Source organism: Bifidobacterium callitrichidarum (genome assembly GCF_003129905.1).
GTDB classification, from domain to species: Bacteria; Actinomycetota; Actinomycetes; order Actinomycetales; family Bifidobacteriaceae; genus Bifidobacterium; species Bifidobacterium callitrichidarum.
Genome location: NZ_QFFM01000015.1, coordinates 48,742 through 70,371, shown reverse-complemented (window position 1 = coordinate 70,371; position 21,630 = coordinate 48,742). Strand labels below are relative to the sequence as shown.

General features: G+C 63.6%; 16 protein-coding genes and 1 other RNA gene. 14 read left to right on the top strand and 3 right to left on the bottom strand.

What is annotated here, in order from left to right:
* Positions 1–138: 138 nt before the first annotated feature.
* The 10 genes from DF196_RS08320 (at position 139) to rnpB (ending at position 9,877) form a co-directional block, all read left to right on the top strand.
* Positions 139–3,084, top strand: a complete 2,946-nt coding sequence (locus tag DF196_RS08320) for an FtsK/SpoIIIE family DNA translocase (RefSeq protein ID WP_109057382.1) — start codon at positions 139–141, stop codon at positions 3,082–3,084.
* A gap of 74 nt (positions 3,085–3,158) precedes the next feature.
* On the top strand, positions 3,159–3,827 hold the full coding sequence (gene pgsA / locus DF196_RS08315; RefSeq protein WP_170115020.1) for a CDP-diacylglycerol--glycerol-3-phosphate 3-phosphatidyltransferase: 669 nt from the start codon (positions 3,159–3,161) through the stop codon (positions 3,825–3,827).
* A 307-nt stretch (positions 3,828–4,134) separates the two neighbouring features.
* Positions 4,135–4,710, top strand: coding sequence for a CinA family protein (locus DF196_RS08310; RefSeq protein WP_109057395.1), 576 nt, complete (start codon positions 4,135–4,137; stop codon positions 4,708–4,710).
* A gap of 146 nt (positions 4,711–4,856) precedes the next feature.
* Positions 4,857–6,167 carry an MFS transporter gene (locus DF196_RS08305; RefSeq protein WP_109057380.1) on the top strand — a complete coding sequence of 437 codons (1,311 nt, stop codon included), beginning with the start codon at positions 4,857–4,859 and terminating at the stop codon, positions 6,165–6,167.
* Positions 6,168–6,276: 109 nt separating this feature from the next.
* Complete coding sequence (locus tag DF196_RS08300; protein ID WP_109057379.1) at positions 6,277–6,798, top strand: helix-turn-helix domain-containing protein; 522 nt, start codon at positions 6,277–6,279, stop codon at positions 6,796–6,798.
* Between the two features lie 125 nt (positions 6,799–6,923).
* On the top strand, positions 6,924–7,157 hold the full coding sequence (locus tag DF196_RS08295) for a DUF3046 domain-containing protein (protein ID WP_109057378.1): 234 nt from the start codon (positions 6,924–6,926) through the stop codon (positions 7,155–7,157).
* A gap of 273 nt (positions 7,158–7,430) precedes the next feature.
* On the top strand, positions 7,431–7,520 hold the full coding sequence (locus tag DF196_RS14260) for a hypothetical protein (protein WP_476538338.1): 90 nt from the start codon (positions 7,431–7,433) through the stop codon (positions 7,518–7,520).
* Positions 7,510–8,715 carry a recombinase RecA gene (gene recA, locus DF196_RS08290; protein ID WP_109057377.1) on the top strand — a complete coding sequence of 402 codons (1,206 nt, stop codon included), beginning with the start codon at positions 7,510–7,512 and terminating at the stop codon, positions 8,713–8,715. Before DF196_RS14260 ends, recA begins: the two co-directional genes overlap by 11 nt.
* 2 nt (positions 8,716–8,717) lie before the next feature.
* The gene (locus tag DF196_RS08285) at positions 8,718–9,410 is read left to right on the top strand and encodes a regulatory protein RecX (RefSeq protein WP_421728467.1); all 693 of its coding nucleotides are present in this window, start codon (positions 8,718–8,720) and stop codon (positions 9,408–9,410) included.
* A gap of 92 nt (positions 9,411–9,502) precedes the next feature.
* An RNA gene (gene rnpB / locus DF196_RS08280) (RNase P RNA component class A) lies at positions 9,503–9,877 on the top strand.
* Between the two features lie 208 nt (positions 9,878–10,085).
* Here rnpB and DF196_RS08275 read toward each other — a convergent pair.
* Both DF196_RS08275 and DF196_RS08270 read right to left on the bottom strand, forming a co-directional pair.
* Positions 10,086–10,415, bottom strand: a complete 330-nt coding sequence (locus tag DF196_RS08275; protein WP_170115018.1) for a transcriptional regulator — start codon at positions 10,413–10,415, stop codon at positions 10,086–10,088.
* Between the two features lie 2 nt (positions 10,416–10,417).
* Positions 10,418–11,182, bottom strand: coding sequence for a hypothetical protein (locus DF196_RS08270; protein ID WP_109057376.1), 765 nt, complete (start codon positions 11,180–11,182; stop codon positions 10,418–10,420).
* A gap of 294 nt (positions 11,183–11,476) precedes the next feature.
* On the opposite strand from DF196_RS08270, the gene hpf reads away from it, so the two are divergent.
* Positions 11,477–12,139, top strand: a complete 663-nt coding sequence (gene hpf, locus DF196_RS08265; RefSeq protein WP_109057375.1) for a ribosome hibernation-promoting factor, HPF/YfiA family — start codon at positions 11,477–11,479, stop codon at positions 12,137–12,139.
* A gap of 171 nt (positions 12,140–12,310) precedes the next feature.
* A complete protein-coding gene (secA, locus tag DF196_RS08260; protein ID WP_109057374.1) occupies positions 12,311–15,232 on the top strand; it encodes a preprotein translocase subunit SecA in 2,922 nt (973 codons plus the stop codon).
* Positions 15,233–15,431: 199 nt separating this feature from the next.
* On the opposite strand, the gene DF196_RS13280 is transcribed toward secA, so the two are convergent.
* Positions 15,432–17,687, bottom strand: a complete 2,256-nt coding sequence (locus DF196_RS13280; RefSeq protein WP_158276300.1) for an extracellular solute-binding protein — start codon at positions 17,685–17,687, stop codon at positions 15,432–15,434.
* 210 nt (positions 17,688–17,897) lie between these two features.
* Between DF196_RS13280 and DF196_RS08240 the strand changes: the two genes are divergently transcribed.
* Together DF196_RS08240 and DF196_RS08235 are read left to right on the top strand one after the other, a co-directional pair.
* Positions 17,898–19,913 (top strand): glycosyl hydrolase 115 family protein, encoded by a 2,016-nt coding sequence (locus tag DF196_RS08240; protein ID WP_158276299.1) that lies wholly within the window; start codon positions 17,898–17,900, stop codon positions 19,911–19,913.
* Between the two features lie 124 nt (positions 19,914–20,037).
* Positions 20,038–21,603 carry an MFS transporter gene (locus DF196_RS08235; protein WP_109057371.1) on the top strand — a complete coding sequence of 522 codons (1,566 nt, stop codon included), beginning with the start codon at positions 20,038–20,040 and terminating at the stop codon, positions 21,601–21,603.
* Positions 21,604–21,630: the final 27 nt, after the last annotated feature.

The following is a 21,630-nucleotide window of genomic DNA, read 5'->3' as shown; positions in this document are numbered from 1 at the left end:
TCTGCGGGTGTCATGCAACCCATGATAAGGCATGACGGCCGCAGAGCAGCCCATATCCGCACCCAGAAGCACGCCCGCCGCGCCCGCACCGGCCAAACGGCGGCCATGAACGCCCGTCCTAGTAGAATCGGATGCGCTATGGCACGAACAGCATCCTCAGACAACACCAAATCCCGCAAAACACGTGGCGGCGACGACCCTCACGACGGCGAAACCAAAGTCCAGCCCGACCTTGACTTCGAACCCGTTTGGAAGAAGGTCCTCCTTGCCGTGCCACGCGCCCTCGGCTCGGGCGTGCGGGCGGTCTCCGGCGTGGGCGAATACGATCCCGTCTACCGCCGCGACGGCCTGTGCTTCGTGATGCTCGTGCTCGCCGTGCTCTTCTGTGCCTCCGAATGGTTCCGCGTGCACGGCGCGTTCGGCCAACTCCTGCACGCCATCGCATCCGGCGTCCTCGGCGTGATGAGCGTGATCCTGCCGGTCCTGCTCGCGGGCGTGGCCATCCGCCTCATGCGCAACTCCGGCCATGGATCCAACAACCCCCGCGTGGTCACTGGCTGGGTGTTGCTGCTGTGGTCCATCTGCTCGATCATCGACGTGGCTCTCGCCGCCGACCACACCCAGTTCGACATCACCGTGCTGCAGTCCGCCGGCGGCCTGTTCGGCTTCTTCCTCGGCTCGCCATTGGCGTGGGGCCTTTCCAATGCGTTCGCCATCATCGTGTTCGTTATCGTGGCGCTGTTCTCGCTGCTCCTGATCACCGGCACTCACGTCACCGATCTGCCGGACAATGCCCGTGCGCTCGCCGCCAAGATCCAGGGTAAGCCGTTCTCCTCGAAGTCCAAGGGGGAGGATGGCGACACCGAACACAGCCAGTTCCCGAACGAGGTGCGTGTGGGGGATGGCACGCTTTCCTTCGCCGACGGCGTGCCCGCGCACGACGGCACCGACGAGGAGCCCGAAGACGGCCAGCAGTCCGAGGGCATGTTCGGCTTCCTTACCAAGCTGTTCGGCCGCAAGTCCAAGGACGACGGCGACTCCCGCCTCGACCGGTACGCCGCCGATGATCCGTTCGATACGGCAGCCAGCCGTCACGGTGCCACTGCGGAGACCCCGGTGGTCGATGGTGTGGCCCGTACCGTCTCCAGCGGCGACGGGCCATCGGTCGGTCGCACCATCGCATCCTCCGCCTATGACGGACGCCCCCATGTGAGCGAGCCTGCCCCGGTGGAGCCTGCGGTCCGTCCGCGCGTCGTCTCCGGCGGCTCGACGGTCGCCATGCCGGGCGGTGCGTTGCCGGACGACCCATGGGCGCCCAGTGCGGCCCAGGCGGCGGGCACTGTCGTACCGTCCGTGGTGAGTGGCGGGGAACCTGCCGCTCCGGGCGTTACGGACGATGATGACGACGCCACGCGCGTCACCGTCGTCGGCGGTGCCACCGGAGCCTATGCCGGTGCGGACGCGGACGGCAGCGGGGTCGGCCAGGGAGTGCCCCGCGCCGACGCCCCGGCCGGGGGAGAAGCGGACGGGACCGACCCGGACGACGACGCCAGCCGTCCCTACCAGCTGCCTGACCTGAACCTCCTGGCCAAGGGCCAGCCGCACGCCATGCGCACCCCGGCCAACGACCGTGTGATTCGCGCGCTCACCTCCACGTTCGAACAGTTCAACGTGGACGCCAAGGTGGTCGGCTTCCTGCGCGGCCCCTCCGTGACCCAGTACGAGGTGGAGCTCGGCCCCGGCGTCAAGGTGGAGAAGGTCACCAACCTGCAGCGCAACATCGCCTACGCGGTGGCCAGTTCGGACGTGCGCATCCTTTCGCCGATTCCCGGCAAATCCGCCATCGGCATCGAAATCCCGAACGAGGATCGTGAGATCGTGCACCTGGGCGACGTGCTGCGCTCCGACAAGGCCATGAACGATCCGAACCCGATGCTCAGCGGCATCGGCAAGGACGTGGAGGGCCACTTCGTAACCGCCGACCTGACGAAGATGCCGCATCTCTTGGTGGCCGGCGCCACCGGTTCCGGCAAGTCCAGCTTCATCAACTCGATGCTCACCTCGATCATCATGCGCGCCACGCCCGAACAGGTGCGCCTGATCATGGTGGACCCCAAGCGCGTGGAACTGTCCGCGTACGCCGGCATCCCGCACCTGCTGACTCCGATCATCACCGACCCGAAGAAGGCCGCGCAAGCCCTCGAATGGGTGGTCAAGGAGATGGACGCCCGCTACTCCGACCTCGAATACTTCGGATTCCGCCACGTCAAGGACTTCAACGAGGCCGTGCGCGCCGGCAAGGTGCACGCGCCCCTCGGCTCCAAGCGCAAGGTGGCGCCGTATCCATACATCCTCGTGGTGGTCGACGAGATGGCCGACCTCATGATGGTGGCCAAGAACGACGTGGAAAGCTCCATCCAGCGCATCACCCAGCTCGCGCGAGCCGCAGGCGTGCACTTGGTGCTCGCCACCCAGCGCCCGTCCGTGGACGTGGTGACGGGCCTGATTAAGGCGAACATCCCGTCCCGCCTCGCGTTCGCCACCTCCTCGGCCACCGATTCCCGAGTCATCCTCGACACCACCGGCGCCGAGACGCTGATCGGCCAGGGCGACGCCCTGTTCCTGCCGATGGGCTCCGCCAAGCCGATCCGCGTGCAAGGCTCGTGGGTCTCCGAATCCGAGATCCGCAAGGCCGTGGAGTTCGTGCGCACCCAACGCAAGCCCAAGTACCGCGAGGACATCGAGCAGATGGCCAAGGACGCCGAGAAGAAGGACAGTCAGGATATCGACGAGGAGATCGGCGACGACATGGACGTGCTGCTGCAGGCCGCCGAGCTTGTGGTCACCTCGCAATTCGGCTCCACCTCCATGCTGCAGCGCAAGTTGAGGGTCGGCTTCGCCAAGGCCGGCCGCCTCATGGACCTCCTGGAAACCCGCGGCGTGGTAGGCCCGTCCGAGGGCTCGAAGGCCCGTGAGGTGCTCGTCCAGCCGCAGGACCTGCCGCAGGTGCTCGCTTTCATCCGCGGCGAGACCAGCTCGCTCGAACCCTCCGCACCCAGCCAGGGCGAACTCGGCGGGGAATGATTTTCCCGCGGTTCCCAAGACGATTCCCAGCCTGCGTTCACCCAAGGTAGAAGTGTGGGGGTAACGTGAACACTATGAGTGAAAACACCGTGGACAAGCAGTCATCGTCCAAACCGTCCATTTTCGACGGATGGAACGCCCCGCCGAACCTCGTCACCTACTCCCGCATCGTGCTGGTGATCATCTTCCTCGTGCTCGACATCATGGCCGGCGCGTGGGGTGCCGAGAACCTCACCCTGCGTTGGGTGGCCGGCGTGCTGTTCATCATCGCCGCCTGCACCGATAAGATCGACGGCTGGATGGCCCGCAAGTACAACCAGGTCACCGAAATGGGCAAGCTCATGGACCCGATCGCGGACAAGCTGCTCACCTGCGGTGCACTGATCGTGGCCGCCGCCTTCCATGAATTCGGCAACGTCATCTGGGGTTGGGTCGTGGTGGCCCTGTTCCTCGTGCGTGAGATCGGCATCACCGTGATGCGCTTCTTCGTCATGGAACGCCCGGGCGGCAAGGTCATCGCCGCCGCCTGGCCCGGCAAGCTCAAGACCGTGTTCCAGTGCGTCGGCCTGTCTATGCTGCTGCTGCCGTTCTGGTCCCTGGAGGCCGGCCAGACCACGCCGTTCTGGCTCACCGCCTACTACTTCCTGACCTATGCCGTGATCTACGTGGCGCTCGTGCTGTGCCTCTACTCCGGCGGCGTGTACCTGTACAACACGTTCATCGGCTCCAAGAAGACCGCCTGAGGCTTCTTTCCTGGCTCCCCTTGAAGGACATTGCCGTGAAGCAAACGGCGGAGCTGTTTGCAGGCAATGTGCGAGACGACAGTCGAGCCGGCAGGTCGCGAACGAAGTTCGTCCTTTTGTGCGGATGAGCTGGCGGCGAAGCCGACTGAGGGGTAATCCAACAGGATTCATGCCGATTTTGGTGTAAGAAAACCTTGATCATGGGGTGCGGCACATCATTGCCGCGCCCCATTTGCGTATATACACATATCCCCGTAGCCAACTAAGGAGCCACGCCATGACCATTCCCGATACCGAAAGCTCCAGCCTGCGCGAGTCCTGCGACGCGCTGGCCGCTGCCATCCTGAAAACCTGCGAGGCACACGGCGCAAAAATCGCCTGCGCCGAATCCCTGACCGGCGGCCTGCTCGCGGACGCCTTCGTTCGCATCCCCGGAGCCTCCAACGTACTGCTCGGTTCGGCCGTCACCTACGACATCAAAGCCAAGGCCTCCATCCTCGGCGTGGACCGTGGACTGCTGGCCCGCGAAGGCGCCGTGCATCCCGAAGTCGCCCGTCAGATGGCCGTCACCACCGCGCGACTGTACGACCAGCCGGAATACGCGGGCAACGTCATAGGCCTGTCCACCACCGGGGTCGCCGGTCCCGGACCGGACGGCGACAAGCCCGCCGGACTCGTGTACATCGGCCTGTACCTGCCCGCCACGCTTGTATCCGGCGCTTCCGATGATGATGACGAAGGCGGCTCCAGCAATGACTCCAACGGCTCGGTGCGCGCCTTCGAACTGCACCTGACCGGCAGTCGCGAGGAGGTGCGGCTCGCGACCGTGCTCAACGTACTTCGTCACCTGGCCGACCGACTGGGAATCCGCGACAGCCAGTGACGGCCATGCGCATCGGGTCGTCTGGTCGTTCGATGCCGTTTGCGGGCCTTGTGTCCGCTTCCACTGTTTTCCGACGCTTCACCGCGTCGTCACCGGCCGGCAATGACGCCGGCCCTCCGGGCAAGTAGAACAAAGGTGTGAATGCAATGACCCAGAAGAACCACAACACCGGCACCGGCAGCGAAGCCGCATCGGCCAAACCGAAACTCGACTACGCGCAGACCTTCTCCATCGGCTTTGGCTTCCTCGCCATCTCCGCGGCCTGGGCCCTGTACAACGCCTACGTGCCGCTCAAGCTGAAGGACCTCATGCTGCCCACGGCCGTGGTGGGCCTGATCATGGGCATCGACAACTTCTGCGGTTTCACCATCCAGCCGCTCTTCGGCATCCTTTCGGACAAGGTGCGCACCCGGTGGGGCCGCCGACTGCCGTTCGCATTGGTCTCCATACCGCTCGGCGCGCTGTTCCTGGTACTGATCTCCGTGGCCCCGAACGTGCCGCTCACCGTGGCCTCCATCGTCGCGTATGCACTGATCATGGCCACCTCCCGCGCGCCCATCGTGGCGCTGATGCCGGATGTGACCGACTCGCGCCTGCGCAGCAAGGCCAACGGCATCATCAACTTCATGGGCTCCATCGGCAACGTGATCGCACTGGCCGGCGGCAGCCTGCTGTACAAGCGGTTCGGCATGTCCGCCGCGTTCGTGGCCGGTGCCGTGATCATGGTCGCCGCCATCACCGCGCTCATGCATCTGGTGCGTGAACACGAGGAATTCGTGACGGCTCCCGGCGAACGTGCACAGCTGCCGTTCGTCTCATGGAAGGAATTCAAGACCGCCGTGGCGCCCCGCCTGGAGCTGGACGGGGAGGGACGGCGCAGCTTCGCGCTCATCCTGCTGGTTCTGTTCCTCTACACCATGGGCGGCAACGCCGTGGAGACCTATTTCACGCTGTACGCCACGCATGACCTGGGCATGGACGCCGGTACCGCGGGAGGCAACTTGGTCTGGTACGCGGTGGGCATGCTGGCGTTCGCCATCCCCGCCGGATTCATCGGCAGCCGGTTCGGACGCAAGGTCACCATGAGTACGGGGCTGGCGCTGTCGGCGCTCCTGTTCGCGCCGATGCCATGGGTCGGCAGGCCGTTCATGGTGCCGTATCTGGCGTTCGTGTTCGGCGTGTTCTGGATCCTGGTCATCGTCAACGCCCTGCCGTGGATCACCGAGCTCGGCGGCGTGGAACACACCGGTGCCATGACCTCTTACTATTACCTCGCCACCTCGTTCGGCGCGGCCATCAGCCCCACCATCTTCGGCTTCATTCAGCAGATGGCGGGCGAATACCGATGGATGTTCGTCTATGCCGTGGCGTTGTTCCTCGCGGCACTGGCCTGCATGCCGTTCATCACGCGCGGCGAGGCGAACGATTCGGAAGTCGGCCGGCGCGCCGACGATTGACCATGCCAAGCAAAACTTGAGTCTATTCACAGCAAGTTTTCAGGAATAAAACCGGGTGCGGGTGGTGTTGTATCCAGTAGGACATAACGAACCGACTATTGGAGGGGCTATGACAGTCGAAACAATGACCCGTATGAACGAGCAGATGGAAACGGCCGCCAGGAAGCCTATGGCTGTGCAGCCGGGCATGGCCCGTATGCGTGAACTGACCCCGGCGCAGCGCCGTGCGGTGATGTTCGCCCAGCAGCAGGTGCTCAAGGCCCAGGCCGCCAAGAAGGCCAAGGACGAGCGTCAGGCCGCGCGTGACCGCATGTGGCAGGAGGAGGATGCCTCGTATAAACCGCAGCATGCGGCCGTCGCATCGGCTCCCGTGGCGGAGGAACCGCGCGAGGTGTCGCTGCGTGGCGCGATCGGCCATGTCCTGCGCGATCTGCGCACACGTGACCACCGCACGCTGCGTGAGGTGTCCGAGAAGGCCGGTGTGTCGCTCGGTTACCTGTCCGAGGTGGAGCGTGGCCAGAAGGAGGCCAGCTCCGAACTGCTGAGCTCGATCGCCGACTCGCTCGGCGTGTCCACCGCGCAGATGCTGCGCATGGTGGCCGATTACCTCGATTCCGTGCAGGCTGCCTGATCGGCGCCTGTGGCGTAGTGATTGAGTTGATATCAAGCCCGCCTTGCCATTGTGGCTCGGCGGGCTTTTTCTTATGCCGATTGTGACCGAAGGCCTGTCCGCCGGGTGGTGGCAGACTGGCGGGTATGCGTGAACGGGAATTCTGGCAGCTGCTCGAGGAAGTGTTCGGCCGCACCTACGGGCGGTCGATTGCGCACGATCAGCGTATGCCCAAACTGGCGAACATGACCGTCGTCGAAGCGTTGGATGCGGGGGAGGAGCCCCGCGTGGTGTGGAACGTGCTGTGCGACCAGATGGAGATTCCGGATTCCAAGCGATGGGGTAGTGATCACAACGCGCCGCCCATGCCCGCGGCTTGAGTCACGTGAGATAGATCGTCGATTGTCGTAATCGGCCGGTGCCGTACGGGCGTATCAGCGTGTCGGTTGTGATTCCGGCGTTCATGGGCCTTGCTTCGCTGCGAGATCCGTCATAATCGAACAAATGTTCGCCTGTGGGGTTATAGTTATCCCCAGTGACAGGCAGCCACGCCGGTGTGCGGTGGAATGCCTCGCTGACACCGTAACGGCAAGGCTCACGCGGTTCCAATCGAATCCGCGTGACACCGCCGAACAAGCTGGAACCACCGGACCGTGTCCGGCGTCCGGTCTCCGACATGCGGCCATACGGTGAAGGTGACCTGTCCGCACACGACTTCGACAAGGAGAAATCATGGCAGTTGAGACCAAGACGGCCAAGGAGCCGGCAGCCCCCGCCAAGCACGAGATCGATCCCAAGCGCAAGGCCGCGCTGGACACCGCGCTGGCGCAGGTGGAAAAAAGCTTCGGCAAAGGCTCCGCAATGAGGCTGGGCGACCGGCCCGAACAGAACGTGGAGGTGATTTCCACCGGCTCGCTCGCCCTTGATATGGCACTCGGCATCGGCGGCCTGCCCAAGGGCCGCATCGTGGAGATCTACGGTCCCGAATCCTCCGGTAAGACCACGCTGGCCCTGCACGTGGTGGCCAACGCCCAAAGGAAAGGCGGCGTGGCCGCGTACATCGATGCCGAACACGCCCTGGATCCGGCCTACGCCCGCAAGCTCGGCGTGGACACCGATTCGCTTATCGTCTCCCAGCCGGACAACGGTGAGCAGGCACTGGAGATCGCCGACATGCTCATCCGTTCCGGTGCGCTGGACGTCATCGTCATCGACTCGGTGGCCGCACTGGTGCCCAAGGCCGAAATCGAAGGCGACATGGGAGACAGCCACGTGGGTCTGCAGGCCCGGCTTATGAGCCAGGCCCTGCGTAAGATGACCGGAGCCTTGGCTCAGGCCGGCACCACCGCCATCTTCATCAACCAGCTGCGTGAGAAGATCGGCGTGTTCTTCGGCAGCCCGGAAACCACCACCGGTGGTAAGGCCCTGAAGTTCTATGCCTCCGTGCGCATGGACATCCGCCGCATCCAGACCATCAAGAACGGCGACGAGGCGGTGGGCAACCGCACCCGCGTCAAGGTGGTCAAGAACAAGATGGCCCCGCCCTTCAAGTCCGCCGAATTCGACATGCTCTACGGCGAGGGCATCTCCCGTGAAGGTTCGGTCATCGACATGGCCCAGCAGGTCGGCGTGGTCAAGAAATCCGGCTCCTGGTTCACCTACGAAGGCGACCAGCTCGGCCAAGGCCGCGAGAAGGTGCGCCAGTTCCTCAAGGACAACCCGGCCATCACCGAGGAGATCGAGAACAAGGTCAAGGCCGAATTCGGCCTCATCGCCCCCTCCGACCAGTTCGCCGAGGATGAGGAAGCCACCGCGGCCGCAGCCGCCAGCGAGGCCGCAGCCGCCGACATCGCCAAGGACAGCAAGGCTGCGGCAGCCAAGCAGCAGGCCAAGTCTGCGAAGACCGCGCCCGCCAAGGATGCCGCGGATCAGGCCTGATAATGATTGATGCCGAAGCGTTCCTGCGGAGCAATCCGGTCGCGATTGCTCCGCAGGATTGTGTTGATGACCGGGCGGATACCTCGTCCCGCATGCGGATGTTCGAGGGTGCGCCCGTTGAAGCTACCGGGGAACGACGGTTCGAATCCGTTGATGGCGAGTCGGCTGCCGATCGCGGAACAAGCGGTCGATGGCCGGTGACGGGTGCCGCTCATGACACCGATGATTTGGATGACGCTGACGACGAGGATTCCTGCCGTGACGCGGCATTGAGGCTGTTGGATGCCGCGCCACGTTCGTCCGGCGCATTGCGAGACCGTTTGCTGGGCAAGGGATATGCCGAGGATACGGTTGAGTGCGTCATCGAACGTCTGATTGCGGTGCGGCTGCTGAACGACGAGGACTACGCCGAATCGGTGATTCGGGTCTGCGCCGGCCGTATGATGGGTCGTCGCGGCGCCGTGATGGAGCTTTCCCGCAAGGGTGTGGACCGTGCATTGGCGCAGCAGGTGGCTGACGAGGCCGAACGGCGGGGTGTGTTCGAGGACGCGGCATGGGAGCTCGGCCGCCGGGTGGCGCGTAAGACGAAAGGGCTTGACCGTCAGGTACGCCAACGGCGTTTCTGGTCGGCCGGCGGGCGGAAAGGGCACAGTCCCGAAACCCTCCGTCGCGTGGCCGCGGAACTTCTCAACTGAACTGCTGGGGGCGCTGCCGGCTTTCCTTGTCTCCTGTGTGTCCTGCCGGGGTAATGGGTTCGTTTTCCATGCCCTATGTATAATTGTCGGCTTGAGACCTCTTGATGGCCGCGGCCGTGATCTTCATTGGGATCGGCTGAGGAACTTCCGGGCTCCGCAGAGCACGATGGCGGATAACGTCCGCCCAGGGTGACCTGAGAGATAGCGCAGCAGAGAACAGACCGCCCGTCCTCGACGGGTAAGGGTGAAACGGCGGTGTAAGAGACCACCGGGCCTCTGGTAACAGTGGGCCGCATGGCAAGCCTCATCGGGAGCAAGGCCAAGCAGATGGCGGTAAGGGCTGCTCGCCCATGCCATCGGGTAGGCTGCTAGAGCCTGACGGCGACGTCAGGTCGAGATGGATGGCCATCCGTCTGCGGCGTTCGCGCTGCAGACGACAGAACCCGGGGTATAAGAGGTCTCATTTTCTTTTCTTCTTTGCGATTCCTCTCGTTCGATGCATCGCTATTCCGCCTCTTCCGATGATTCCGGGAGGTTTTCTGTAGGCTCTGTTAAACCAAGATTGACGTGAACTCCCTTGGACTACCCCTCAGTCGGCTTCGCCGCCAGCTCCCCTGACAAGGGGAGCCAATAAGGGGTATGTCAATCTTGGTTTAACAGAGCCTACAGCATCGGCTAATCGACGATGCCGGCGGCGATGCGCTTGATCTCGGCGAGATGAGCGTCGAATGCGGCACGTCCGGCCGGCGTCATCGCATACCATCGCACCATGTGGCGGCTGTCGTCCGCCTCCCGTTTGGACACGGAGACGTACCCGCAATCGGCGAGCGTCTTCAGATGTTTGGAGCAGGCCGCGTCGTTCATGCCCAATGTGTCCCTGATCGCGGCGAACTGGAGCTCGTCCACTGTGGCGAGGATGCCGCAGATGCGCAGCCGCATCGGTTCGTGAATCACCGGGTCGAAACGCGGTTCGACCGGTGCCTGCTTTGACTTCCTCGATGGCATGGCTATATCTTCGCCAACGCCTGAGACGCAAGACGGTCGTAACGGGTCTCGCTCGCCACGAAGAACACCGACCATAGCAAAGTGGCCACCATGGTCCACCATGCGGTGCGGAACGGGTCGTCGCCGCTCCAATTCAGATAAACGAGCGAGCCCACATAGGCAATGAGCATGACATACATCGCGGCATGCAGCACATGCATCCGCACATTCATCGGCCGCACCCCGAAGGTGAGGAACCAGGGCCACAGCAGAGGAATGCCGATGCTGCGTCGGTCGTTCGCCCCTTGCATATTGGCCAGCCAGCGCATCATCTGATAGGCCACGACGAGGCAGATCAGATCAATGGCCAGGCATAGCCATGCGCACCATTGGCTGTACAGGCCGTACCTCAGCATCTCATCAATCAACGGCTGAAAATGGTCATCGATTTCCCCGGCCGGGATGTTCCGGTATGAGGCCTGGCTGATTGCCGCATCGTACGTATCCCGGAGCGCCGCAAGACGGTTGCTCGTCCAGGAATCGAACGCGCTGCTGATCTGGAAACCCAGCACATCGAAGGCCACGAGCAGCGCGATTGTCGGGTACAGCCATCGCGGAGGAGACAGACGGGACGCCAATGACGAACGGTCGCGTTCGATGTCGCTCAGGATCTGGGCAGCCTCATTGGACGTCAATGGAGCCGTCGCGTCGGGGAGGACCATGGGCGTGCCGGTTCCGGGCGATGCATGGGTGACCTTGTGCGCGTCATTGGGAATAGAACGCTTCATCGCGGTTTCCTTTCCATTGATCCGAGACCCGTCATCGTTGGCAGCTGGTCAATCGGGATCATTTTATTTTCCTTACAGGAAAGTATAAGGCTTTCCTCTAGGGAAAACAAATCGACCCATCAGGCTACGTCGTGGCATGTTTCGGAACCGTGTCGGGAAAGAAAGAGTTTTCTCTGGGCGAGTTGCCGAGGATTCACCCATTGTTCGTCTACAATGAAACTTACCCGCACGGTAATGATGCTGTACGGGACGCATATAGCGGGCCAAACCGCTTGAGTCATATAGGAGGTCAACATGGAAATCGTCGTTACCGGACGCCACACGCAGGTTAAGCAGAGGTTCCGTGATGTCGTCGAGACCAAGATGAATCGTGTGACCGCTATCGCCCCGGACGCACAGCGCGCGCAGATCGTGCTGACCCATGAGGGCAACCCGCGCCAGGCCGATACCGCCAAGCGCGTGGAAATCACCGTTATCGCCGGCCGCACCGTGGTGCGCGCCGAGGCCTCCAGCACGGACGAGTTCAGCGCGCTGGATATGGCGCTGGACAAGCTGACCCTTCGTCTGCGCCGCACCCGTGACCGCCGCAAGGATCACCGCCGCGGCTACACGAACCCGGTGCCGGTGGATCTGGGCGTGGCCGCTCCGGAACCCGAGGTCGAAGAGGTCGAGGAAGAGCCGAACAACAGCCCGGAGGCCGCCGTGGCTTCCGATCTCGGCCCCGGCGAATCCGTGGAGGTCCAGGTTGGGGACACCCCGATCGTCATCCGCCGCAAGCTGCACATCGCCGAGCCGATGAGCATCGACGAGGCGCTGTACGAGATGGAGCTGATCGGACACGACTTCTTCCTGTTCGTCAACAAGGAGACCGGCCGTCCGTCCGTGGTCTACCACCGTCACGGCTGGAGCTACGGCGTCTTCGAGATCGATACCCCGGAGAACGTCAAGAAGGACTGATGCCGACGGCCGCAGAGGCCGGATAACCATCGATAGCTGATGAATGGGTCGCTTCCCAAACGAGGGGAGCGACCCATTTTTCGTAATATGGTCGAAAAACGCGGCGACTGACGCTCCCGGACGGTATCGTGGTACGCGGACACCACCGAAACCAATCAAGGGAGAAACCCAGTGGTCGATATTATTGACAAGGCCCTGCGTATGGGCGAGGGCCACCAGCTCAAGAAGCTGGAGAACGTGGCTAAGGCCGTGAACGCGCTCGAGGACGAGATCTCCGCCCTCTCCGACGAGGAACTCAAGGCGCAGACCCCGAAGTTCAAGCAGCAGCTCGAGAACGGCAAGAGCCTGGACGACATCATGCCCGAGGCGTTCGCCACCGTGCGCGAGGTCTCCAAGCGCACCCTGGGCCAGCGCCACTTCGACGTGCAGCTCATGGGCGGCGCCGCCCTGCACTGGGGCAACATCGCCGAAATGAAGACCGGTGAAGGCAAGACCCTTGTGGCCACCCTGCCGAGCTACCTCAACGCCCTCGAGGGCAAGGGCGTGCATGTGGTCACCGTCAACGACTACCTGGCCAGCTACCAGAGCGAGCTCATGGGCCGCATCTACCGCTTCCTGGGCATGTCCGTCGGCTGCATCATCACCGAGCAGAAGCCGCCGGAGCGCCGCAAGCAGTACAACGCGGACATCACCTACGGCACCAACAACGAGTTCGGCTTCGACTACCTGCGCGACAACATGGCCTGGGAGAAGGCCGACCTGGTGCAGCGCGGCCACCACTACGCCATCGTGGATGAGGTCGATTCCATCCTCATCGATGAGGCCCGTACCCCGCTTATCATCTCCGGCCCGGCCGAGGGCGACGTGACCCGCTGGTACCGCCAGTTCGCCAAGCTGGTCCTCAAGCTCACCCGCGACGAGGACTACGAGGTCGACGAGAAGAAGAAGGTCGTCGGCATCCTGGATCCGGGCATCACCAAGGTCGAGGACTTCCTCGGCATCGACAACCTGTACGAGCCGGCCAACACCGCCCTGATCGGTTATCTCAACAACGCCATCAAGGCCAAGGAACTGTTCCTGCGCGACAAGGACTACGTCGTCACCCACGGCGAGGTCCTCATCGTCGACGAGCACACCGGCCGTATCCTGCCGGGCCGCCGCTACAACGAGGGTCTGCACCAGGCCATCGAGGCCAAGGAAGGCGTGGAGGTCAAGGCCGAGAACCAGACCTTCGCCACCATCACCCTGCAGAACTACTTCCGTATGTACGACAAGCTCGCGGGCATGACCGGTACGGCCGAGACCGAGGCCGCCGAGTTCATGAACACCTACAAGCTGGGCGTGCTGCCGATTCCGACCAACCGCCCGATGATCCGCAAGGATCAGGACGACCTCATCTTCCGCACCAAGAAGGAGAAGCTGGCCGCCATCGTCAAGGACGTGGCCAAGCGTCACGCCAAGGGCCAGCCGGTGCTGCTGGGTACCGCGTCCGTGGAAAGCTCCGAAGTCGTCTCCACCCTGCTCGACGTGGCCAAGATCCCGCACCAGGTGCTCAACGCCAAGCAGCATGAGAAGGAAGCCGCCGTCGTGGCCGTCGCCGGCCGCAAGGGTGCCGTGACCGTGGCCACCAACATGGCCGGCCGTGGTACCGACATCATGCTCGGCGGCAACGTCGAGTTCCTGGCGGACGCCAAGCTCAAGTCCGAGGGCTACTCCCCGGAGGACACCCCGGAGGAGTACGAGAAGCGCTGGCCGGGCACCCTCAACGAGATCAAGGCCCAGGTCAAGGACGAGCACGAGGAAGTCAAGGAGCTCGGCGGTCTGTACGTGCTTGGCACCGAGCGCCACGAGTCCCGCCGTATCGACAACCAGCTGCGCGGTCGTTCCGGCCGTCAGGGCGATCCGGGTGAGTCCCGCTTCTACCTGTCCCTCGAGGACGATCTGATGCGTCTGTTCAACACCCAGCTCGTGGCCCAGGTCATGGCCAAGGGCATGGAGGAAGGCCAGCCCATCGAGGCCAAGTCCGTGACCAAGGGCGTGCGCACCGCACAGAAGGCCGTCGAATCCCGCAACTACGAAATTCGCAAGAACGTGCTCAAGTACGACGACGTGATGAACAAGCAGCGTACCGTCATCTACTCCGAGCGTCAGGCAGTCCTGAAGGGCGAGGACATCCACGAGGACATCGAGCGCTTCATCGCCGACACCGTGGAGTCCTACATCAAGGGCGCCAACAACGGCTCCGACAAGCCGAAGGACTGGGATTGGGAAGGCCTGTTCAAGGCCCTCAACGCCGTGGTACCCACCAAGGTCACCGAGGAGGACGCCAAGAAGGCCGCCGAAGGTCTCAAGTCCGAGAAGGCCGTCGAGGCCGTGCGCGACCTGATCGTCGCGGACGCCAAGGAGAAGTACGCCGAGCTCGAGAAGACCATCGGCGAATCCGGCCTGCGCGACCTGGAGCGCCGCGTGGTGCTCGCCGTGCTCGACCGCAAGTGGCGTGAGCACCTCTATGAGATGGATTACCTCAAGGACGGCATCGGCCTGCGCGGCATGGGCCAGCGCGACCCGCTGGTCGAGTACCAGCGCGAGGGCTACCAGATGTACAACTCCATGATCGAGGCCATCAAGGAGGAGTCCGTCCAGCTGCTGTTCCACATCGACGTCAAGCAGGTGGCCGCCTCCACCGCCGATGAGGATGCCGCGGTCGATGCCGCCGAATCCGCCACCGGCGTCACCGCCACCTCCGAGGGCGCCGACTCCGCCGCCACCGTGGCCGCCGGTCCGGACGAGGACGGCGAATCCGAGGCCGAAGCCGCTTCCGGCGAGGTCGAGGAAGAGGACGAAGAGGAGAAGCAGGCCATCGCCGAATCCGCCAAGGCCTCCGAGGCCGGCGAAGTGACCTCCGCCATCTCCGGCCCGGCCCCGATCAGCCACGCCGAAGGCAAGGTCCCCGCCAACAAGCGTCCGAAGAGCGAGGAGCTCCGCGTGCCGTGGGCTGATGGCCGTACCTTCCCGGGTACCGGCAAGAACGCCCCGTGCCCGTGTGGTTCCGGTCGTAAGTACAAGATGTGCCACGGCCAGAACGAGAAGTGATGCATTGTTAGGTGCAGGTCGCTTGCCTCCACAGGCGAGGTGAGCGGCTATGCGCCGCGAAGGCTCCCCTCTCTGAGGGGAGCTGTCAGCGAAGCTGACTGGGGGGGGGGCGACGGGATATTCCGTGGTGCTCCCCTCAGTCTCACTTCGTTCGACAGCTCCCCTCAAAGAGGGGAGCCGATTTGTTTTTACGGATTTGTCACCGCACGGTGAAGCCTTGGGAGACGGCGTAGATCTTGAGACGTCGCTCCCATTCGTCGAACAGGTCCGGGGAGCGGCCGCCAGGGCGTAGCGAGGGGGCGATCAGACGGGCGAACTCGGCGTCGAGCTGGCTGAAGAACGGCAGATTGTCCCAATCCCGGTTCACCAATGCCGCGGATTTGGCATACACGTCGTATATCGGCTGATCGAAGTACGGGTCCACCGTGCCGCGCCGCGTCAGATCCTCCACATAGCCGGCCGCTGCGGACACGCCGCCCGGCGCGCGCAGTTCGACGGAGACCGGGTCGAGCTGGAACCAACGGATGAACGCCATCGCGGCCTGAAGACGCGCGGGTGGTAAACCGGCGCTGATTGCCATGGTGGATCCGCCGATCTCGGCCGTGGACACCCGGCTCGGATCGGAGAACGCGGGAGGCAGCGTCACCTTCCACAGCCCCTTGTCCGCCGGATAGGAGGCGGCGAGAATCTTGCCCAGCCAGTTCGCATACGTCACCGTCAGATAGGTGCCGGACTCGGCGCGCATGTACCGGTTGTCCCACATCGGTTCCGCCCTGAGTGCGCCGTCGTCGATGCACTGCTGGATGAACTCGGCCACGGACCGTACCAGATCGTCGCGCATATGGAAGGTGATGGTCGAATCGTCCTCAACCGTCCACGGCCTCACGCTGGCCGAACGGAAGAACGAGAGGTAATGCTGCACATCCGTGGTGTCAAGGACGCCCATGTAGCGCTGCGGGTTACGTGCATGCAGCGCCACGCCCTCCTCATAGAATTCGTCCCACGTCTGCGGCACTTCGAGCCCGTAATGGCGGAACAGGTCGGCCCGGTAGAACATGGCGGTCTGCGACTGGTCGCCGGGAATGCCATACAACCGGCCGGCGTAATGGGCCGACTGCCATGCCGCGCGGTCCACCTTCGCGCCAAGCTCCCGCTCGATGTCCGGCCCTGACAGGTCCTGCAGGGCGCCCGATGCGGCCAGCTGCGGCAATGCGGTGCGTTCCACGTTGATGATGTCCGGCACGGAACGGTGGTTGATCACACGCTCCCAGTACAGGGACAGCGTATTCTCCTGCGTGCGCCCCTCGATGGGATCGATGATGATGTGCGGGTGGGTGCGCATGAATTCGTTGATGCGCGGCATCGTCTCGTTGAAGGCGTTGGACAGCATGGTGAGCACGATGCTGTCGCTCGAACGCCTGATCTCCGCGTACGGGCCGATCTTCATCGTGGACCGCTTGTGACCGTTCACCGAATCGCGCTGCAGGAATTCTGCGGTCAATGTTATGGGCTCGGGGCGATTGCCTTCCGGATTGCGCACGGCGGAGACCAGTGCGTCCGCGGCGCGCACGGCCATCTGCGCGGCCTTCATATCGATGGTGCTCAGCGTGGGGGAGAGCAGCGAGGACATCTCCGTGTTATCGAAGCCGATCACCGAGACGTCCTCGGGCACGCGCAGCCCATTGCGTCTGGCCGCGGCGATGAAGCCGGCCGCCACCGCGTCGTTGAAGGCGAACACGGCATCCGTGGGACGAATGAGATATTGTTCCGCGGCCTTGCCTCCGCCGGCGACGCTCGGCTCGCATTCTCGTACCACGCGATAGGTCATGTCATAACGGAACGCGGCGGCTCGGATGCAGCGGCGACGGTACTCGTTCGCCCATGAGCTGGCCGGTCCCGCCAGGTAGGTGATGGAGGAGTGGCCGGCCTCCTTGAGTGCGTGAACGGCGTCGTCGATGGCATGCGCCACATCCACCGTGACGCTGGAAAGCCCGGGGATGGCGCGATTGAGCAGGATGACCGGCCGGACCAGCGTGATACGGCGGATATCCGGCTCGCTCAGCCGTGAGGAAAGCAGCGCCACACCATCCACGTTGCGCATCACATAGGACATGGCCTTACGCTCGACCGCCGGTTTCTGGTCGGTGTCCAAGGCGATGAGACCATAGCCCTTGGATTCGAGCCGTCGCTGCATGGCGTTGATGGCAGTGGCGTACAGGACGTTGGTCAGCGTGGGTACGATGGCCGCGATCATGCCGGTGGCCGGCAGCGGGCTGTCCGACGAGTCGTCGTCCGAAGCCAGATAGCCGAGCTGTTCGGCGATGCGCCGGATGCGGAACTCCGTCTTGGCCGAGATCCTGCCCGGCTGGCTCAGCGCGCGGGAGACCGTCGAGGGACTTACGCCCGCTTCCTTGGCTATGTCGTAGATGGTCGCCTTGTGCTTGGCCTGTGCCATGGCCGCCTCCTCGGGACGTTCCGCCGGTTGCCGGTCGAAGTCGGCGAGACGTGGATCGGCGGAGCTGACAACATTATGGCAACCTTTGGCAACAACCGCAACGGGCCGGTCGCGATGGACGAACATGAATCATGTCAGCGATGCGGGGAGCGTGGAAGCGCCCGGAATCGCAGCAAATACAGCAAACGGACAAGTTCACCTGGAGGAACCATGTCTATTTCCATCACGGCCGCCACCAAGGTCACGGGTGCGGTCCCGTCCAAGGCCGTCTCGTACGCGGTCGAGGACATCGAGCGCGACCTCAAAGCCACGGTATCGCCGTCCGAGCAGCCCGGCGCCGACATCGTGCTCGTCGAGGGTCCGCACAACCCCGAGACCTGGGAGGTGCGCGTCTCCGACGGCAATCTGGAGATCCACGCCGGCGACGACTTCGGCTTCATCTACGGTCTGTACGCCGTCAGCCGCGAGGTGCTCGGCGTCAAGGACTTCTGGTTCTGGAACGACCAGCGTTTCACCCCGGTGCCCGCCATCGAAGTGGCCGACGACTTCGCGCTCACCTCGAAGCCGACCGCCGTCAAGTACAAGGGCTTCTTCATCAACGACGAGGTGCTGCTGGAGGACTGGCAGGTCGACAACGACAAGGACAAGCCGTGGCGTCTGGCCTTCGAGACCGTGTACCGCCTCGGCGGCAACATGGTGATCCCCGGCTCCGGCCAGCGCGGCGAGCCGCACCTGAAGCTCGCGCAGGACATGGGCTTCTATATCAACCAGCACCACGCCTGCCCGCTCGGCGCACGTATGTTCGCCGCCGCCTACCCGGGCGTGCAGCCCAAGTGGCCCGAGGAGGAGCCGAAGTTCGAGGCGCTGTGGCGCGAGGCCATCGAGGCCCAGAAGGGCAAGCGCACCGTGTGGACCCTCGGCTTCCGCGGCCAGGGCGACCAGCCGTTCTGGAACGCCGACCCGCGCTACGCCACCGACGAGGCCCGCGGCAAGCTGCTCTCCGAGATCATCCAGCGCCAGTACGACCTGGTGCAGGAGTCCGATCCGGGCGCCCAGTGCTGCATCTACCTGTACGGCGAGGCCATGGAGCTCTACCGCGCCGGAGTCCTGACCTACCCCAAGCAGGTGGCCAAGATCTGGGCCGACAACGGTTTCGGCCGCATGGTCTCCCGCCGTCAGGAGAACAACAACCCGCGCGTGCCCGCCATGCCCACCAACGACGGCGACAACGGCATCTATTACCATGCCAGCTTCTATGACCTGCAGGCCGCCAACCACACCACCGACATCACCAACGACCCGAGGCTCGTGGCCAAGGAGCTGGAGGACGTGATCGTCAACGGCGGTGACGACGTGTGGATCGTCAACGCCTCCAACGTCAAGCCGCACGTCTACTTCCTCAACTTCATCGCCGCGATCTGGCGCGAAGGCACCATCGACTTCGAGAAGGTGGCCAAGCAGTACATCGCCGACTACTACGGCGAGGACAACGTGGACGCCGTGTTCGACCTGTACGAGGAGTACTGGAAGGACGCCGTGCAGTACGGTCCGAACTGGGATGACCACGCCGGCGAGCAGTACTTCAACCATGTGCCGCGCATGCTCATCACCCAGTGGCTGCGCGACAACAAGGCCTCGGCCGAGGATCTGCGCTGGATGCACGACGGCAGGAACCTCAAGGAGCAGATCGAGTTCTACCGCGGACTCATCGCCCCGGCCGTCGAACGGTACGCCGACCTCGCCGACAAGGTGGAGCTCGCCGCCATCTCAGCCGAACTGCGCGGCGAGGAGGACGCTGCCGAACTCATCCGCGATTCCATCGGCGTGGAGGTCGGCATCTACGAGCACTGCGTGGCCGCTTCCGTGCACGTGTGCGATGCCCTGCTCGCCGGATACGAGGAGGACTGGCAGCACGCCTTCTACGACGCGGGTCTGGCGTCCGACGAGTTCACCGCCGGCGACCATGCGATGCGCGACCGCGAGCACGGCAAGTGGGCCGGCTTCTGGCGCAACGACTGCCTGACGGACATCAAGCAGTCCGCCTGGGTGGCCGAACAGCTCATGGGCTACCTGCGCTGCGTGGGCGACGGACCGCACTACTTCCAGTGGCTGCGCGACTTCACCTACCCCGAATGGGAGAAGGACGTGTACGTCATCATGAACATGGAGAACCACCCGACCGACCGCGAGATCTTCGAGGCCATGAAGGCCAAGTGGGGCAAGTAACCCCCACTGGTTCCACTCAGTCTCACTTCGTTCGACAGCTCACCTCAGCGAGGGGAGCCGAAGAAGAAAGAAAAAGAAAACCGGGCTTGATCTTCCAAGCCCGGACAAAGAAAGGAATGCTGTAATGGCACAGCAGACAGCAGCTCCTGAGGCTAAGGCGCCTCAGGGACGCAAGATCAAGCTCATCAACGCGATCGGATATGCGTTCGGTGATTTCTACGGCGGCGGCTTCGGCCAGATCGCCACATTCCTCACCTTGTTCTGGACCACATTCGCCGGACTGAAGGTGGCGCAGGCCCAGTCCATCGTCGGTATCGCGACGATGCTCGCCGCGTTTTCCGCCCTCATCTTCGGTACGCTGTCCGACAACCTGTACAAGTGGAAGATCGGCCGCAGGTTCGGCCGCCGTCGCTTCCTGATTCTGCTGGGCGTGCCCGTCTTGCTGGTTACCATCCTCATGTACGTTCCGGGACTGCCGGTGTGGGGATACTTCGTGGTGTACGCGCTGTGGATCATCGCCAACCAGCTCATCATGACCCCGTACTCGGTGCTTCCGAACGAGATGACCACCGACTTCAACGGCCGCACGATGCTCTCCACCACCCGCATGCTGTTCTCCGGCATCTCCACCGCCGTGATTCCGCTGGGCGCCGCCGCGTTCCTCAAGGCGCTCGGTGAGAAGCAGAGCTCGTCCTACACCATCGCCATGGGCTTCTTCATCGTGCTGTTCGCGGTGTTCGTGTTCATCGCCTACAAGTCCACCTGGGAGCTGACCCCGGAGGAGGCCGACTTCGACGAGGCGGCCATCGAGGCCGAAAAGAAGGAGCCGTTCAACTTCGGCAAGTGGCTCAAGGGCGTGGGCGACATTTTCGTCGGCTACTTCTCCACCCTGCGTAACAAGACCTTCCGCAAGCACATCCTCATCTACCTGCTCGGCCAGTCCTTCCTGGACATCTTCGGCCAGGTGTGGCTGTTCTTCGTGCTCTACAACCTCAACAAGCCGGTCGCCTTTGGCACCGCCCTGCTCGGCATGGCTCTGATCGGCGAACCGCTCAAGCCCGTGTTCGGCTGGATCTTCTCCAAGCTCGGTCCGCGCAAGATGTTCTCCCTGAACTTCGCCGGTGCCATCCTCGGTCTCCTGGGCCTGTGGGGTCTGTGGCAGACCGCCTCCCAGAACAACACCGCCGCCTGGAACACCGCGCTGTACGTGGTCATGGTCTGGTGGCTCATCTTCCGCGCCATGACCTGGTTCATCCCGTGGAACGTGTTCCCGTTCATCCCGGACGTCGACATGATCATGGCCGGCGAGAACCGCGGCGGCCTGTACATCGGCTTCCAGCAGTTCGCCCGCAAGATCACCGCCGGCCTGTCCGCCATGGCCTGGGGCTGGTACCTTGGCGCCAACGGCTTCGTCGAGACCGCCTTCAAGGCCGGTAAGCCGCAGCCCGAGCAGGCCGTGAACGCCATCGGAACCGTGCTGGTCTGGTGGATCATCGCCGGCCTCGCCGTGGCTTGGATCATCTCCTTCACGATGAAGCTCGACAAGAAGACCGACGCCGTCCTGCTCGCCGAAATCGACCGTCTCAAGGCCGGCGGCAAGAAGAAGGATGTGGACCCCGACACCAAGAAGGTCGTCGAGCAGCTCACCGGCATCAAGTACGAGCAGTGCTGGCCGCAGACCACCGAGTGAATTTCGATGACTGCTGATTGCTAGACA